This is a genomic window from Citrobacter sp. BIDMC107 (assembly GCF_001037575.1).
Classification (GTDB): Bacteria; Pseudomonadota; Gammaproteobacteria; order Enterobacterales; family Enterobacteriaceae; genus Citrobacter; species Citrobacter freundii.
In genome coordinates this window covers 46832-62511 of the sequence record NZ_KQ089851.1, presented here as the reverse complement: position 1 = coordinate 62511, position 15680 = coordinate 46832, and the positions used below count along the sequence as shown (strand labels likewise).

Annotated in this window: 23 protein-coding genes; 14 read left to right on the top strand and 9 right to left on the bottom strand. The window is 49.4% G+C overall.

The annotated features are described in order from the left end of the window. Nucleotides 1-108: 108 nt before the first annotated feature. The 3 genes from SK39_RS24240 to SK39_RS25155 are packed head-to-tail and all read right to left on the bottom strand — an operon-like array spanning nt 109 to nt 1173. Complete coding sequence (locus SK39_RS24240; protein ID WP_040113313.1) at nt 109-525, bottom strand: hypothetical protein; 417 nt, start codon at nt 523-525, stop codon at nt 109-111. Next, a complete protein-coding gene (locus SK39_RS24235) occupies nt 525-779 on the bottom strand; it encodes a hypothetical protein (RefSeq protein ID WP_032610479.1) in 255 nt (84 codons plus the stop codon). Before SK39_RS24235 ends, SK39_RS24240 begins: the two co-directional genes overlap by 1 nt. Before the next feature lie 10 nt (nt 780-789). After that, complete coding sequence (locus SK39_RS25155) at nt 790-1173, bottom strand: hypothetical protein (protein WP_050596975.1); 384 nt, start codon at nt 1171-1173, stop codon at nt 790-792. A gap of 500 nt (nt 1174-1673) precedes the next feature. Here SK39_RS25155 and SK39_RS24225 point away from each other — a divergent pair, with 500 nt between their 5' ends. The 10 genes from SK39_RS24225 (at nt 1674) to SK39_RS24185 (ending at nt 7676) form a co-directional block, all read left to right on the top strand. Then, nucleotides 1674-1850, top strand: a complete 177-nt coding sequence (locus SK39_RS24225) for a hypothetical protein (protein ID WP_155034045.1) — start codon at nt 1674-1676, stop codon at nt 1848-1850. Between the two features lie 497 nt (nt 1851-2347). Next, on the top strand, nt 2348-3553 hold the full coding sequence (locus SK39_RS24220) for a DNA-binding protein (protein ID WP_032610476.1): 1206 nt from the start codon (nt 2348-2350) through the stop codon (nt 3551-3553). 64 nt (nt 3554-3617) lie between these two features. Further along, nucleotides 3618-3899 (top strand): hypothetical protein, encoded by a 282-nt coding sequence (locus tag SK39_RS24215; RefSeq protein WP_032610475.1) that lies wholly within the window; start codon nt 3618-3620, stop codon nt 3897-3899. A gap of 378 nt (nt 3900-4277) precedes the next feature. Further along, nucleotides 4278-4574: a hypothetical protein gene (locus SK39_RS24210; protein WP_040113314.1), complete on the top strand. Its 297-nt coding sequence runs from the start codon at nt 4278-4280 to the stop codon at nt 4572-4574. 49 nt (nt 4575-4623) lie between these two features. Continuing rightward, nucleotides 4624-5061, top strand: a complete 438-nt coding sequence (locus tag SK39_RS24205) for a hypothetical protein (RefSeq protein WP_015063013.1) — start codon at nt 4624-4626, stop codon at nt 5059-5061. Between the two features lie 81 nt (nt 5062-5142). Then, entirely contained in the window at nt 5143-5688 is a 546-nt protein-coding gene (locus SK39_RS24200) for a hypothetical protein (protein WP_032610473.1), read from the top strand. Nucleotides 5689-5733: 45 nt separating this feature from the next. Next, nucleotides 5734-5970: a DUF905 family protein gene (locus SK39_RS24195; RefSeq protein ID WP_032610472.1), complete on the top strand. Its 237-nt coding sequence runs from the start codon at nt 5734-5736 to the stop codon at nt 5968-5970. Nucleotides 5971-6507: 537 nt separating this feature from the next. Further along, on the top strand, nt 6508-6648 hold the full coding sequence (locus SK39_RS27310; RefSeq protein ID WP_154591402.1) for a hypothetical protein: 141 nt from the start codon (nt 6508-6510) through the stop codon (nt 6646-6648). Nucleotides 6649-6914: 266 nt separating this feature from the next. After that, complete coding sequence (locus SK39_RS24190) at nt 6915-7229, top strand: hypothetical protein (RefSeq protein ID WP_015063011.1); 315 nt, start codon at nt 6915-6917, stop codon at nt 7227-7229. Between the two features lie 87 nt (nt 7230-7316). Continuing rightward, the gene (locus SK39_RS24185; protein WP_015063010.1) at nt 7317-7676 is read left to right on the top strand and encodes a hypothetical protein; all 360 of its coding nucleotides are present in this window, start codon (nt 7317-7319) and stop codon (nt 7674-7676) included. A gap of 32 nt (nt 7677-7708) precedes the next feature. Here SK39_RS24185 and SK39_RS24180 read toward each other — a convergent pair whose 3' ends face one another. From SK39_RS24180 to SK39_RS24165, 5 genes are read right to left on the bottom strand one after another with little or no spacing between them, the layout of a single operon-like run. After that, on the bottom strand, nt 7709-8431 hold the full coding sequence (locus SK39_RS24180; RefSeq protein WP_048217596.1) for a nuclease-related domain-containing protein: 723 nt from the start codon (nt 8429-8431) through the stop codon (nt 7709-7711). Continuing rightward, nucleotides 8331-8573 carry a hypothetical protein gene (locus tag SK39_RS27935; protein WP_476578687.1) on the bottom strand — a complete coding sequence of 81 codons (243 nt, stop codon included), beginning with the start codon at nt 8571-8573 and terminating at the stop codon, nt 8331-8333. The genes SK39_RS24180 and SK39_RS27935 overlap by 101 nt, the downstream gene beginning before the upstream one ends. Continuing rightward, complete coding sequence (locus SK39_RS24175; protein WP_032637327.1) at nt 8555-9535, bottom strand: IS5-like element ISKpn26 family transposase; 981 nt, start codon at nt 9533-9535, stop codon at nt 8555-8557. The genes SK39_RS27935 and SK39_RS24175 overlap by 19 nt, the downstream gene beginning before the upstream one ends. Before the next feature lie 45 nt (nt 9536-9580). Continuing rightward, nucleotides 9581-10378, bottom strand: a complete 798-nt coding sequence (locus SK39_RS27305; RefSeq protein ID WP_231593834.1) for a hypothetical protein — start codon at nt 10376-10378, stop codon at nt 9581-9583. Between the two features lie 5 nt (nt 10379-10383). After that, complete coding sequence (locus SK39_RS24165; protein WP_015062960.1) at nt 10384-10899, bottom strand: thermonuclease family protein; 516 nt, start codon at nt 10897-10899, stop codon at nt 10384-10386. A gap of 222 nt (nt 10900-11121) precedes the next feature. On the opposite strand from SK39_RS24165, the gene SK39_RS24160 reads away from it, so the two are divergent. From SK39_RS24160 to SK39_RS24150, 4 genes are all read left to right on the top strand, one after another. Further along, nucleotides 11122-12549, top strand: coding sequence for a DNA cytosine methyltransferase (locus SK39_RS24160; RefSeq protein ID WP_015062959.1), 1428 nt, complete (start codon nt 11122-11124; stop codon nt 12547-12549). Nucleotides 12550-12677: 128 nt separating this feature from the next. Continuing rightward, nucleotides 12678-12845: a hypothetical protein gene (locus SK39_RS27300; protein ID WP_016246550.1), complete on the top strand. Its 168-nt coding sequence runs from the start codon at nt 12678-12680 to the stop codon at nt 12843-12845. 23 nt (nt 12846-12868) lie between these two features. After that, nucleotides 12869-14188, top strand: a complete 1320-nt coding sequence (locus tag SK39_RS24155) for a DUF1173 family protein (protein ID WP_032610439.1) — start codon at nt 12869-12871, stop codon at nt 14186-14188. Nucleotides 14189-14201: 13 nt separating this feature from the next. Beyond that, nucleotides 14202-14405 (top strand): hypothetical protein, encoded by a 204-nt coding sequence (locus SK39_RS24150; RefSeq protein ID WP_024191726.1) that lies wholly within the window; start codon nt 14202-14204, stop codon nt 14403-14405. Between the two features lie 54 nt (nt 14406-14459). Here SK39_RS24150 and SK39_RS24145 read toward each other — a convergent pair whose 3' ends face one another. Beyond that, entirely contained in the window at nt 14460-15680 is a 1221-nt protein-coding gene (locus tag SK39_RS24145; protein WP_032610436.1) for a coiled-coil domain-containing protein, read from the bottom strand.

Below are 15680 nucleotides of genomic sequence, written 5' to 3'. Positions count from 1 at the left end.
CCTCTTCAGTGGAAGAGCTGACCGGCTGTTTCCAGCCGCAGTGACAGTCCTGTAGCGTTCCATCCCCCCCTTCAAGGTACGCCAGGCACTCGGGGCAATACAGCTTCATTACCACGGGACCACCTCGACATGTTCACCCAGCCAGGCCAGCTTCTCGCGAAGCAGTTCGGCGGCATGCATCTGGTCTTCGGCCCAGAATGGAGCGAGTCCCATAAATTCGCACCAGTACGCCAGACCGGATTTTCCGTCGTCCCGGTAAGTCCAGACCGCCTGGCCGTGACCCACGCCGGAGTCGACGGTTACATACAGCCCGGGCATGCATTCACAGGGCTCCTCGCAGTCGCAGGTGCCACTCTGGACCACGCGTACTCGTCTCAGCTTCACTGCGGTACGCAGGCGCAGGAGCTCCTCCAGCGCATCAGCGTCGAATTTCGTCGTGCTGACAAGGGTGTTTGCACTGGTTTTACGCAGCGCCTGAATACGGGTGCGAAGCGCATCGTTGCTGATAGTAGCCTTAATCATCATTATTCCCCCATCTCACCCAGCTGCTTGCGGATTGAAACGCTTTCCGCACGGAGTTCATCTTGTTTTGCCAGCAGGAAACGTTTTACAAGCGCCATCGCGTCCAGAAATTCAGTGGGCTCACATTCAACCCGTTCGCACACGCTCTGAACGGCTTCCGTCACCAGCGGCATTACGTCCAGCGCTGTCTGCATTTCCGAAATCACAGAGGAGTTGCCTGCGTAACGGGTTGCCAGTGACAGAGTCTCTTTGCTCATGGATCGCTCCTTATGCCGAGACCGGACGGACAAACAAGTCATGCGCCCCATCTGCCAGCGGCTCGCAGTAATCACCGAAACCGTCTGGCACAATGCTGCCATCGGCCACGATGCAGGAAGCCACCGGTTTCTGTGCCCGGTACGCTGCCAGTTCGGCTGCGTCGACTTTCGCGCCATCGGTCAGGTCAAAATGCAGATCGTCATACGCAGAGCCGTTCAGCTCTTCTTCCAGACTGATAGCCGCATTCAAGGTAGCCAGCGCATCAGCGACGTCACGTGAGTTGATTTTTGCGTCGCGCAGCTCTAGCTCAAAGGCCAGTTGCAGGCGGCGTACAGCGACGATGTGGGACTTATGCTGGGACAGACGAATGAGGGTGTCGATATCGTGGGTCATGATGCTTACCTTATGCCCGGAAACGCCGGGGCGTTGGTGCGGATGCCGCGCCATGGGATTACTATGATCTTCTGAACTTCTATTGTCAATACAATAGAAAACAACGTTTTGAGGATTTTTTATACAGGACGGATGCTGCGGTAAATTCAGTTGCACACAGTCATTAGCCCCTGCATTTACAGAAGATGGAGGCGGTTTAATCCAGGAGCTGACATCTTGATATGGACGCCAGCCGTCACAGCATGATTCTGCCCGGGGACACCGCGCCGAGTGTGACCTCCCGCAGACGGAAGAAGAGCGGGGGAGAATGTGCCCCTTCTCCCTGCGGTGGTCGCTGGGTTCAATATAGGATTGAAATTCCCCGCTTATCGACCAGATGTGGCATGCGAACAGGGTAGAATACTATTCCGGATTCACGAATTATCAGCGCCAGCCGGTGACCCGCTGACGTACCCGCTGCAACCTGTGCCGAAGGTGTCGACATGATTAAAAAGGAATGTATGAAAGAACGTACACAATCCCCGGGTGAGTCGTTTGCTCACGCTGAGTTTATGGAGAAAGTCTTTACCAACTTACGGATGTTTTGTGACGCCGAATACCGACGGTTAGCCACAGGTGAGAAAGAAACCCAACAGTCGCAACCGGAAAAGACCATACATTCGCATTATCTCGTGTAAGACCCATGCCGCCGTATCCTTTCCCGATGGCCGGGCAGATTTAGCCTGGCCCGATTTTAATTCCCTCATTCTACCTGCCCCGCGTTGAGATGTTCGACAGTGATCCCGGTTATTCTTTTATAGCGATAGATAGATTGCCATTCCATATTTTGGAAAAGTAACTTTAGATGCCTTGTGACGCCGCAGTTCCCCTCTTACTCATCTTCCCTTCAGCGCATGTAACACCTTTCATGCTGACGGTTCTGCATTATTGTGGGTTCTTGCAGACGGAAAAGTAACTTTTTCGATAAATTCCGGCTTTTTGGTACCCGATTTCACACTAAAGTTAAATTTGGCCTCCTTAGCGAAAAATTAAAACGGACGGATCACGTACTATTACCCCGGGAAAAAAAGTTACTTTTTTTTTCGCCTCAGGTTATTAGGAAATGAATCGAACCTGGTATTGTTGTGTTGTAGCGAACAACCACCCTAAACGAAAATTTAAAAGGAAGGCCACAATGTCCACTATCGAAAATGATGTAAAAACCGCTAACAACGATATCAGCCTGCGCACTTACCTGGAGCGTTCCGGTAACGGCGCACGCAAAAGCAATGGTCTGGTCATCAACCCGGCAGTGGTCGAAGAGGAAGAAGGTTTTAACACCCGTACCGCTGGCATGGGAGAAAGCTACTACTCCTTACCCCACGTGGTAGCCCACCTGAACAGTCTTAAAGAGTCCTATAAGTCTGAGCCTTTAAGCGTACCAGCTATCGTCGTGCAGGTTCTGAATGGTCGTCCTGTTCTGCGTCAGGGGGCATGTCGTATCCGCGCCGCCGCTATGGCAAACATCGAGCTGGCAGAGGAAGGGCGTGAACTGATTTCGTTAATTCGCTGCGAGGAGTTTCGCGGTAGCCGCGCCAGTGCCGAACAGTTTACGCTGGACGGTAACTCTAATCTGGCTCTGTCTGTCGTGGCTGAGGCGCTCTCCATCAAACGGATGGTCGAAGATGCTGAAGAACCTAAAACGTTCGCAGAACTGGCCAAGCGTCGCGGTAAAACAGAACAGCACCTGCGTCAGATGGTTCGCGTCCTGGACCTGCCTGAAGCCCTCCAGGTTATGCTGGTGACAGGGGAAGTGAGCATGTATGTCGCGCTGGATGAATATCTCTACAGCGGCGATAAGGCCGTGAATAATATCACCAAAGCCATCGACGTCTATGGCAAGGCGACGGCCAAAACCCTTAAATTCGTCAAAGCTGGCAACATTGATGCAGCCATGCAGCCGAAAGCGCCGGTCGTGCAGGAAACGAACGCAAACACCCCTGAAACCACCGTGACGGAACAAACATCCGTCGAAGGTACTACGGATGAGACCACCCCGCCGCAGCTGGTGGACGGGAATGTTGGGACCAACCCGGAGCCAACTCCGGAAAACACCCCGGAGCCGAAGGCGAAAGATCCGATCAAAACGCCAGAGCCTAAAACTGTATCGGTCTCCAGCGTACTCAACAAAAAGACCGTGACGACGATTGCGGACACGGCAATCCCGCTTTTTTCGCGTATTGCGGAAGAAGCAGAACAACGTGCCGCTAAGAACCTCAGCGACGATACGTACACCTTAGTGCTGACCAATGATGAGATGAATGCCATCTGTGAAGCCCACGGCAATCTCACGCAGTACCTGCGTAAGCATGCCGAAAAGCAGCAACAGGGCCAGGCATGATTTTCTGACCGACCCTCCACCCGGTAGGGTCGGTTACCACCACAGGTCAAGGAGAAACAGGGTAATGAAGAATATCGCGATCAACGTCAGCACGAAGGCACCATTGCAGACAGTTAAGGACCCTGTGACCCGGGTCAGCATTCAGTGTACGGCGAAGGATGAGAAGGGCGAAGACGTGGAAGTGAATATTCTCGATCTGGAGCAGCACCACACCACCAACGAAATTAAAGTGACTTTTGGCGGCTCCCCCTCCCAGGCGCTGACCATGCTCAGCCGGGTGATGGACGTGCTGCAACAGCAGGCGGACGCAGAGCTGCAACTGAATTCTTACGCTCGTTTGCAGTAAACGTAAAAGGTGAATGATCCGTTTTAATAAGTACCTGCAAACCCCATGGATACCGATTTGACGAATGGCACACCCATTTATAAATCTTAACCGCCACTGAACAGGCAATAAACAGAGTTATTGTGAACTTACATCCGAGGGAAAATAGGTGGCTACCAGCTTTTAGGATGGTGATATTCAAATAACTGCAAAATTACGAATTAGCAAGCGTATTGTAGGGAATACATAATGGTAGAATAAGATATGGTTTTAATAATTTACAACGCTTAAATCCACATTCGTCCATATTTAATATTTATGGGAATTTAAAAATATATTCAGTGTAGGTTATTAGCTAGCAGGTCGAATTTTATATAATACCAAAAAACAGGAGGTATTATGAAAACCAGTCTGGCTTACGCATCTAATTGTTCCGACTCTCTCTATTCCTTTATTTACAAGGCACTGCAACAACGCTCAGGTGCCGAAAATGAAAGTCTCTATCAGCAGGCTATTTCAGCGTGCCGTACTCCGAAGCAAAAAAAGAAAATGGCCGGTTACTACGCCGGTCCGTGGCAGATGCTGTTTAACGCCTGGTGTTACAACCGCCTACCCAACATTGCCGTACTGCCCGTGTTGGCACAGCAGTGCTTATCCTTTTTGCAGTGCGAAGAACTGATCGCCGACTGGCACTAATCACATTATGTCCTGCTGGTGGATGCTGGCAGGTCTGGAGTACCTTTAAATGTACAGATATGACAGGAACCGGCAGTCGTTCAACCTGGTCAATGCGCTTCAGCCGGTCTATCGCAACAACGGTGGCGGTTTGTTTGAGTTCGACCGCAGGAAGCAACATGAAACGGCTGATCTCATCTTCGAGGCACTGACGTTTTCCCAGGCGCCCGAACTGGAGCTGGCGAAATTTGTCCGTCTTAAATCTGTGCGCCGAATTGCACAGTTTGACGACGGTGAAGTGCGCTATGGCGTTCACGTTGAACTGGCCGACGCTGTTGATAATAATTCCTTCAGAATTTTCAAAGATGATAATACAGGTGGATTTGATTTTTATTTATTTTCTACTTCAAATAATGAAGCAGAGCTTGTCCGCTTTAATCTGGATGTCTGTGGTATTCATTTACAGGACATTTTTGAACGGTCAACCGGCTTGTGTCTGTCGTACTGAATTATTTATTAAATATTTCACTTCAGGTTATTAGCCACGAAACCGATTGTGGAATAATAATAAAAAACGACGAGGTGAAATATGAAAAATCTTAATATTCAGATTAACGACATCGCAGCAATTAACACACTTGGTGGATCAATGCTGGCGGATATCATCGCCACCCAATATAAAGTAATTGGTGATAACAAAGACACTGCGGAAATGCCTATGCCGTGTATTGCTTACGGGCAGACCCCTGCAAATATCGACCCAGGCGTCTTCATCAACCGTGTGTACTGCTTGGACAGTCAATCGCTAAGTGCCAGCCTGCGTTACGAGCTGTTTAACGGACTTGCGAACCAGGCGTTTACCTTCTTCTGCCAGTCGGGCTGGTACGGTGCATTCCGGGTGGTGTCTTTCCGTGATAACGGACCTGCCGGACTCCTTAATATCGGCATTGTCCATGAGAAGGTGTTAAACGAATTTTGCGCCGATTTTCCCCGGGCTAATGTCAGCGAAACCGGCTTTAACTGCGGCATGACGTTTGACCAGATCCGGATGTTTATTTCAGACCGGGCCTATCAGATGCCGCTCTACAACAACCAAGATCACTTCGTTAAACTCGCGAAACGCCTTGTGGCCTGACACCCAGTGCCAGGCTCAGGCCTGGCCATTATGAAGGAAATGCCCATGAGCGGATTTTTCAGCAACGAATCACCGTTATCACTGGCTCAAGCCCGCGCCGTTGCCGCCGGTTACCAGAACGTCTTTATCGAAAACCTCCAGCCAGCAGGCCATTTCCAGATTGCCATCCGTAATCATCGCGACCACGATCGCCAGCTGATCTGGCGTAACTGGAATTATGAACCCGATGCCTATGATGCGCTCAATAGCCACCTGCAAAGCCACGGACTGAAGGCCAGCTGATCAGCACAAGAACCCGGTAACTCCGGGTTTCTTTTTATGGACTCAGCTGTCAGTGCTGGCAAACGGGGAAGGGAGTCTGGGTCTGCCCGGGGCCCACAGCTGGTGGTATAAGTCTGACCCGCATGCAGATGGTTTCGCCCGGTGCCGAGATGGCGCCGGGGAACTGAAAAGGTATCTTGCATCCGGAAAGAAATCGTCGTGACCTCCCGACCTGCGTGTAGATATGCCTGGCGGATGCCTGCGGTGTGTCGTCTGTAACTGAACTGAGCCATCTTAATTCGCGATCGAGAGAAAAGGGACGTGCTAGCAAAAATTAAGCGCGAGGGACTTTGATATAAATACTCAGACAATTAACGATGACTCACAGGATTTCACTGGTGCTTATGATTCTCCATATTGTTTTAACCCTCTATGTGGTTGTATGTCTTTTCTGCTGTCTATTTTTGAGAGCCCGTAATAAAAAGGCACTTTGCCATTCCCAGACCGAAGGGCGTCGGTATACGCAGGATAGTAAGAGAGGGGGGATTGCCGACGGAAATGGTTCCTTCTTTACCCCCGATACCTCAGGCGGTGATGGTGGATGTGGGGGTGGTGGTGACGCTGGTGGCGGATGTGGGGGTGGTGGTGATTGATGCTGTTCGCAGGCGTCCGCTGGTGGGGAGCTATCGACATTGGTAATTTTGACGGTTTTTTTCGTAAAGGTTGCGGCCGTGGGCTCTGGCTGGTGGGGCGTGAAGTCAGAGAATCTAAATTAAATCCGTCGTGCAGAAAAGTACCTTTTCTGAATCTGTCAGACGCATCCGGAAAGAAAATATCTCTCGGGGCAGCAAAGGCACGCCGGAGGTGATTTGCAGATTCAAGCGGGAAAGTCTATTTTTCATGCACCGAACCTATTTGGGCTGGGACGGAACCTGGTATAATGGACACATACAAAGGAGGGCATTATGAATACTTTTCTTTACGTACTGGTAGGCTGGATTGTCGTGCTGTATCTGGTTAATAAAGTGCGCGAAAAACGCAGCAAAGCGAAAGCGGTTAAAATCCTGGTGAAACGCAATGGCGTTTATCAAGAAGTGGATGCCGTAATGTTGCCCAAATACCAAGGCAGCGATGTGAGTACAGTTAAGACAGGCAATGAATCAGCCTCGCAATGGTTGAATAAAGAGGATGATATTACTGAACCGGAGTACTACAGTGGCGCTTCATTATTGAAGGCAACGAGAGATTTTGAAGCTCAACAAATGGAACAAAAATTCTAGCTACACTAGCCAGTTTTCACGACTAGGAACTGTTAGTTGAACCCTATTCATTCAGATTTAATAGGGTTGGACGGGAGGAGTTTAATAATGACAACGGCCAACGTAACCACCACTACTATCTACCGCTCCGATGATATTGTGCCTTTTCGTCGGCCACAGGGCGTTCTGGATAATCGTTATATGCCGCAGGCTTATGCTCTGGTACGGAACTGGGCCAGCAAACCAGCGGAGTACGGTTCTGGTGTTCTGGCAACCTACAGACAGGCGGTAGTTAATCTTGCGTATCAGGTTAAAGGGACTCGTGTGATTTTAATTCTGGTTCCCATTGAATGTGAGCCGGTTGGCGTAATCATGACTGACACAGTCTTATGGCCGTCGCTACCCATTGGGGAGGTCATGCAAATTATGCAGGAAGCATGGCAAAATATTCCGGTGTTGAATCCATAAAAAAGCCCCGCATAAATTAGCAGGGCTTTTTTTTACTTTGTCGAACCGAATATTTTACCCGGTAGATTCCGAAGAAAGCGCAAAAGGTTATAGGTAATACGCTGCTCCAATCGCATAGTTGTTTTGTATCTGGTGGTAACGTTGTGGATATGGTCCAGATCAGTATAAAGGCCAGGAGGCTTTCTCTTTAACTTCAGCTCCCCACGGATATAACTTACTGCCTCAGGCTTGAATACAGTTAACTGGCGCCGCTCAGTGACTTTCCGAACAAAATCACCCATACCCATGCAAAGCCAGTCTGGCTTCTCACCTTCAAACTTGCAGGGCCCGTTAATGATGACAACATTGATACACTCCAGTTCGCTGGCGCGTAATGTAGACTGAATGGCCTTGATGTGACCGTAGTTTTGCCTGAACGGGTTTTGTAACTTTAGTGTCCCTGACGATTTCCATTTTCGCCAGTGGCTTTCATCCAGCTTCCCATAGAGCTTTCCAGCATAGTTCTTCTGCTCGATGACGTAGAGCCCATGAGAGGCGATAAGGACGTGATCAATCTGCGTGGTGCCAGTGGCACTAACCGGCAGAGTTAAATCGCTCAGAAGGCCTTCTGCATCATCAGGAAGGTACGCTTCAATTTGCTTGGCCGTCCTGCGTTCAGCAATGGCTGACGATACGAATCCCATCAAGCAATAAAGCACAATGAGTACCAGGGCAATAATACTTATTGCTATGGAAGGTGCGAATAAGCAGGTCATTTCTTCCCAAGCTGACTCGCTGATTAAAATTTCGCGGATCTGGGCCGATTTTTTTCCCGCAAACACATCGAATCAGCCTATTTAGGCTATTTTTTCCACCATTTCTGGCGTTATTTCCGGTTTTTACTGAGATCTCTCCCACTGACGTATCATTTGGTCCACCCGAAACAGGTTGGCCAGGGTGAATAACATCGCCAGTTGGTTATCGTTTTTCAGCAGCCCCTTGTATCTGGCTTTCACGAAGCCGAACTGCCGCTTGATGATGCGAAACGGGTGCTCCACCCTGGCACGGATGCTGGCTTTCATGTATTCGATGTTGATGGCCGTTTTGTTCTTGCGCGGATGCTGCTTCAAGGTTTTTACCTTGCCGGGACGCTCGGCGATCAGCCAGTCCACATCCACCTCGGCCAGCTCCTCGCGCTGTGGCGCTCCTTGGTAGCCGGCATCGGCTGAGACAAATTGCTCCTCTCCATGAAGCAGATTACCCAGCTGATTGAGGTCATGCTCGTTGGCCGCGGTGGTGACCAGGCTGTGGGTCAGGCCACTTTTGGCATCGACACCAATGTGGGCCTTCATGCCAAAGTGCCACTGATTGCCTTTCTTGGTCTGATGCATCTCCGGATCGCGTTGCTGCTCTTTGTTCCTGGTAGAGCTGGGTGCCTCAATGATGGTGGCATCCACCAAAGTGCCTTGGGTCATCATGACGCCTGCTTCGGCCAGCCAGCGATTGATGGTCTTGAACAATTGACGGGCCAGTTGATGCTGCTCGAGCAGGTGGCGGAAATTCATGATGGTGGTGCGATCCGGCAGGGCGCTATCCAGGGATAATCGGGCAAACAGGCGCATGGAGGCGATTTCGTACAGGGCATCTTCCATGGCACCGTCGCTCAGGTTGTACCAATGCTGCATGCAGTGAATACGCAGCATGGTCTCCAGCGGATAGGGCCGTCGGCCATTGCCCGCCTTGGGATAAAACGGCTCGATGACAGCGGTCATATTCTGCCATGGCAGAATCTGCTCCATGCGGGAGAGGAAAATCTCTTTTCGGGTCTGACGGCGCTTAGTGCTGAATTCACTATCGGCGAAGGTGAGTTGATGGCTCATGATGTCCCTCTGGGATGCGCTCCGGATGAATATGATGATCTCATATCAGGAACTTGTTCGCACCTTCCCTAGCGATTTTACAAGCTGGTACTCAACTGTCGACCGGTCTAGGGCGATCTGGAGCATGTAAATAGTTTCCCCGGATACATTTCCGTCTATTCCAATCACGGTTGCCGTGCAAGCTGCCTGCTCCTCTGGGTAGTGAGGTGTATAATAGTCATACCAGTAATCGGACTTCACCGATTCTTTCCTCGATTGCAGGTTTTTAACAGGCCATTTCACCCAGACAGATGACATATTCTCTGAAACCAGTGAGTGCTGTAACGCGGTAAGGGGGTTATCAAATTCGCCCATGGACCATAAGGTCTCAAATTCTGCTTGAAAAGTAGATGGGTCTATTACAGCAATAAAATCGAACTGGTCCTTATTAATTTTAGACGCTCGCTCATCCATATAGAAAAGACCAAGTCTGTTCCCTTTATCACTTCTCCAGGTGGCCCCTGCTGGTTGATAGTCCGTATTTATAAATGGTCGAAGTTGCTGGTCTTTGTGCAGAAAGATAAACGATGGGGCCAGTGTTCTATTCGCGTTCTTAACTGGGTTAACATATAGGCGCTCACCTGCGCTGAGGAGTTCAATGATCGACTTTGAAATGACAACATCTACAGATGGCGTGCAGGGGTTAACGCCCTCCTCCACTTGATGTACTAAATCCCCATCCGGACCCGGAATAACGTCTCGCAGACACGTTGGGCAGCGCTGAGTTTGTCCGGGTAAAATTGGCCACGAAAGATGTCCATCGTTATTAAGCGCAATTTTCAATAAAGGATGTTGTCTTGTCATCGCGGTCACCCCCTGCTTTTCGTCTTTTGAGGTTTCTGGTTTTGCTGGCGCCACTCCCAGGGGGCAACGGGATTCGGATCTACCCAGAGGCCTTTAACTGCTTTCTGCGCTGAAGCTTCGAATTTCAGATAGTTTGGGACGATGGCATTACCGTCAAACCGGTATACCCATGCATAGCCACTGTCTACCATTGAGGCGTTTATGTCATAACCATCAAGCCAAATGGTTCCCAGCATCCTGCCGTAAATATCAGGTCCGTGGTCTATTACCGTAATATTCTGTGCAGCAATCGCGGAGCTCAACGCTTGTTTAGCCTTTTGTCCAAAGGCCTGCTTACTTTCGGGGGCATCAATACCGTACAAGCGGATTTTGATGTTTGTATTCTGACCATCGAGCGCGGTGATTGTGTCCCCGTCGATAATTTTTACCACTTTCGCTTCAAATGATGATTGGGTAGCAAGAGTTGCCACCGGGAAAAGGACGATTAATGTCGGCAAAAGTAACTTTTTCAAAAGAGTCATACGTTCTCCCTGAATTAGATGGTTCGTAGTAACAAATAAGTCGTGTGATTTGACGCGCTTATTGTACCAATTAGAAACTCGGCGATTTTCTGTTAACGGAGGCAATTTGAGTGGATAAAAATTTTAATACAGGAGATGAAAATAAAGGCCTTTAACAAAAAATTGAATTTTCACCGCGTGGTAGTCTGAGAACCTAAATTAATCACATTTCACGGAGTAAGGATGTACAACGATAGAACTGAGCCTGCAATAACAGCATTGCTTAATGATGAGACACCTTCCTCTATCCATAAATTACTGGTGCAGGTTGCAAGCATCTACGACGTGAAGGATTTGGCTGAGCAACTTAATGCTGCAACCGGCAGCGAATGGTCGAGGGGAACGCTTATTCGCCAGATTAAAGGTGCAGTTAATGAATGCCAAATCACCCAGGAAGGATATCGTTATCTTCGAACGTTGCTCCCCTCTCGGCCAGCGGACTATGACCAGAAGTTTTTCCGATTTATTGACTTGTTTGCTGGGATCGGTGGCCTCCGGAGTGGTTTTGACGCCATCGGCGGAAAATGTGTGTTCACCAGTGAGTGGAATCAGTTCTCCCGACGGACTTACAGTGCAAACTGGTACTGTGACGAGACTGAGCACCATTTCAACTCAGATATCCGGGACATTACACTCAGTAATCTTCCCGATGTTTCGGATGACCAGGCCTATGCTTCTATCGATGCATCCATCCCAGACCATGATGTTTTGCTCGCAGGTTTCCCATGCCAGCCGTTCAGTATTGCCGGTGTCAGCAAAAAGAACTCCCTTGGCCGAAAGCACGGCTTTGAATGCGACACCCAGGGGACCCTTTTTTTTGATGTTGCCCGGATCATCCGAGCCAAACAGCCTGCCATTTTCGTTCTGGAGAACGTAAAAAATCTGAAGAGTCACGATAAAGGCAATACGTTCCGCATCATCATGAATGCGCTTGATGAGCTCGGCTACGATGTTGCCGACTCCGATGCTCACGGAGCAAAGGACCCCAAAATAATTGACGGTAAGAACTTCAGACCTCAGCACCGGGAACGTATCGTGCTGGTCGGTTTCCGCCGTGATCTGAAACTCAATGATGGCTTTTCGCTAAGTGGTGTATCCGCTCTTTATCCTTCACGACGGCCAACCCTTAGGGAGCTGCTGGACGCTGAGGTCGATAGCCGTTACATCCTTTCTCCAAAGCTCTGGGAATACCTTTATAACTACGCTAAAAAGCACCAGGCAAAAGGCAATGGATTTGGCTATGGTTTGGTAGATTCATCAATAGAAACAGTGGTTTGCAGAACACTCAGCGCACGCTATTATCGGGATGGATCTGAAATTTTATTAGACCGGGGATGGGATTTTAGCATAGGCGAAAAGCACTTTAATGATCCTGTCAATTTGGCAAGGCGCCCACGCCGTTTAACCCCGCGAGAATGTGCCCGCCTTATGGGGTTCGAGCAACCGGGAAAAGTTACTTTTCGCATTCCAGTCTCTGATACGCAGGCCTATCGCCAGTTCGGGAATTCGGTCATCGTCGACGTATTTGCGGCCGTGGCCAGTTTGCTTCGGAGCCGTATTGAGACTGCCGTTTCGGCTCGGCTCAAGGGAGAGTTTGAAGCGGCATCATAGTCATTCTTCTGTGTGATTTAACAGGGTAACGTAATGGTTTAATTCACAAAATATTAACATTCACGCAGATAAAACCTGGGCAGGAAGAGTAAGCCTGCTTCAGTTATCGCCTTCATCAGGAGGTACTGATGACGTATTTTGATTCAGCTGAAGATCTTACTATTACAAAACAAAGGGCTCTCCAGGAGCTTGCTAAACATGGCGTTGAGGCCAGCGACATCAACGTGTTTTTTTCCGAGTTGGGTGAGAAGGAAGAGTACAACGCGCAGGATGTATTGAGATGGCTGGGCTATTAGTCTTTTAAATTTCAGGAGGTCCCATGGGCCAGAAGTTTGCAGTATTTATTGCTTACGATGACGAACCAAACACGAAACGATACTCGGCTGAATTTCAGACGCAGAACGAGTATGTAAAGGGATGGCAGTCGGCCCTAAAGAAAGCACACCACACGTCCGGGCAGAAATCTGTGATCACCTGCGGATGCCGGGGCAAAGGCGCAAAGCGTCTGTACGTCCGGTCGCTACCAAACAGTGATACCTTCATATTGATTAAGGCTGCAAATACCGGCACTGAGCATGATCCATCGTGCGTGTTTTTCGACCTTGATGCCAGGCATACGGGGTTAAAGGGTTATGCCAGCAATGTTGTACGCATCAACAATGAGGGGACCATGTCAATACGCCTCGGAATAGGCATGACGGAGAAAGATCCGCCGGAAAAGTCAGAGGTTCCTACCCCGCCCCAAATCCAGCGACCTGAAGGTGGACAGGCTTCAATGACCCTGTCCGGACTTCTGAGTCTGTTGTGGACTGAAGCCGGTCTTAATGTCTGGTATCCGAATATGGCCGGGAAGCGAAATGATTCGCTGGTTCGCTACCGGATGTTGGACGCCGCAAAGCAGGTCAAATCAGGTAGAGCGTGTATTGGCGACCATCTCTTTATCGGGGTGGCGGACTCTAAAAGCAAAGTGGCCAGTGAGCAGGTTAAGCTGTTGTCGTCCGCAGAACTGAGCGACAAGCGACTGCTGCTGCTATCAGTACTGCCGCGCTATGACGCAGAAAAGCATGAGAAGCCACTGAAGTTTCTTCCTATGCGTAACTTCGGCGGTATGCCCCTTACCTTCTTTAACTCAGACGGGCACTGGGATAGCGTGAAGCGGCGATTCCCACTGGAATATGCAGCCTGGAAAAATGGTGGCAAAGTTGTTGTTTTTGCACTTACCTCTCCCGTATCTGTGACCACTAGAGGTCTCTCTGCACGAGCTCATCAGATAGTGCTTATGCTGGTGAGTGATAACTGGATACCTCTGGACTCCTCATACGAAGCGATTGTATCCCGTAAACTGGATGCCGAACACCGGCACTATGTTAAGCCTATGCGGTATGACGCAAGTGCGAGCGATGTATTCCCCGATTTTTATTTACTTGATACCCGGAGTGATAAGCCGTTCCCGATGGAGGTTTTCGGAATGTCGACACCAGCCTATCTTGCGCGAAAGGAACTTAAGAAGGCGTATTACAACCAGGAATATGGGGCCTATGGATGGTGGCACTGGGATGCTACGGAGAAGACGGAATCCCAGGATCTCCCTCATTTCCCTGAAGCTAAAAAATACAATTCACCCGAATCACAACCTTAAAATGGGGTTAAAAATGGCGTACATACTTTCGATGAGTGAACAGGTTAAACTGAAAGCGTTTTTGGCGGCAGTACTCGATGACTATAAGCTGGGAGCTATTTCGCAGCAGCAAGCTGTTGGCGGGATCACTAGCCTGGTTGATGCTCTTGAGATCAGTGACTCGGGGAAAATCAGCCAAATGCTATCGGAAGGACGTAAACTCCTCCGGACGGGATAAAGAGCCTACGGGCGCCAGGAATTTAAGTTTATAGCAAATTCCTGGCGGGAGCAGTTATGTCGTCTTTTTGTTTCGCGGTTTTGATGCCCCTGGGGATTTAGGTTTGATAGCAACTACGCCGGTCATAGCTTCGGTAAGCTGCTTGATTGTTCCTCGTAAAGACTCTGCAATGGTCTTTTCCGCATTGAGTGTCGCTTCCATGGACATCATCTGATTCCTGAGCTGCTGAAGCTCTTCTGTCAGATCTGTTTGGACCTTTTTGGACACCAGGTTCTCATCAGCTAAGCGTTGTGCTTCAGCTCGTAGTTGTTCATTCGTCCCTTTAGCTGTTGAGAGCTCCGACCGGACGAGCGTCAGGGCCGTGTCCTTTTCGGCTAAAGATGAGCTCAATTCAGAGGCATGGGATTGTGATGAAGAAAGGTCCTGTTCAAGCTGACTGACACTGGACTTTAAATCAGACACGGTCCGTTGTAAGTTTTCATTCTGGCTGTTGAGGGCGGTCAGCTCTACCTGCTGCGCTTTATTTTCATCATTAAGCTGCTTCTGATACTCCTGCTGCGAGGCCAGTTCCTGTTTGCGCTCACTCAGTTGCTGGTTCAGTGTCCCTACTGTCTGCTGTAAAAGCTGGATCTCGTTTTGGGCATGCTGTAATTCACTTTGAGTTCCTGCCAGAGTTTCTTCTGCTTCCTGAAGTGAATCTTCTAATTTACTGGAGAGTTCACGCTGCTGCTCCAGCAGGTTAATCAGGTTAACTTTTTCGTTATTCAGGACTGTAGCCTGTTCTTTCGACTGTGACAGTTCTTCCAGAATTTCAGCATTCCGGTGCCGTAACTGAGTAATTTCTGCCTTCGCAATTTTCACGCTATCACTCTGGATAGCCGTATAGCTTAAGCGGAAGTACCAGGTGATAAACGCAGTAAAATCACTGAATGCATCTTTAATCTGGTCAGGGATTTCAATCGCGCGTGCTTCTTCGGGCACCTCGTCCACGTATTGCTTGTAGGCCGCCAGCATCTCCTGAGCCCGGGCAAAAGACCCCCCCATTTTATCCCGCAGCCAGTGGGCTTTGAAAAACTGGTCGAGGTTTTCGGTGCTGATGCTCTTATCGAGGCAGATTTGTTCAATCTCGGTGAAATATTTAACCTTAGCTATTGACGAGTAAGGGGAATTCTTCAGTAACTCGGGGCTTAGAGGGGGCGTTTTTGGAGTATCTTCACTTAAACTGGACGCTGTCTGTTCATCCCCGTTCATCAAATTTACATTGTCAGTCATCAT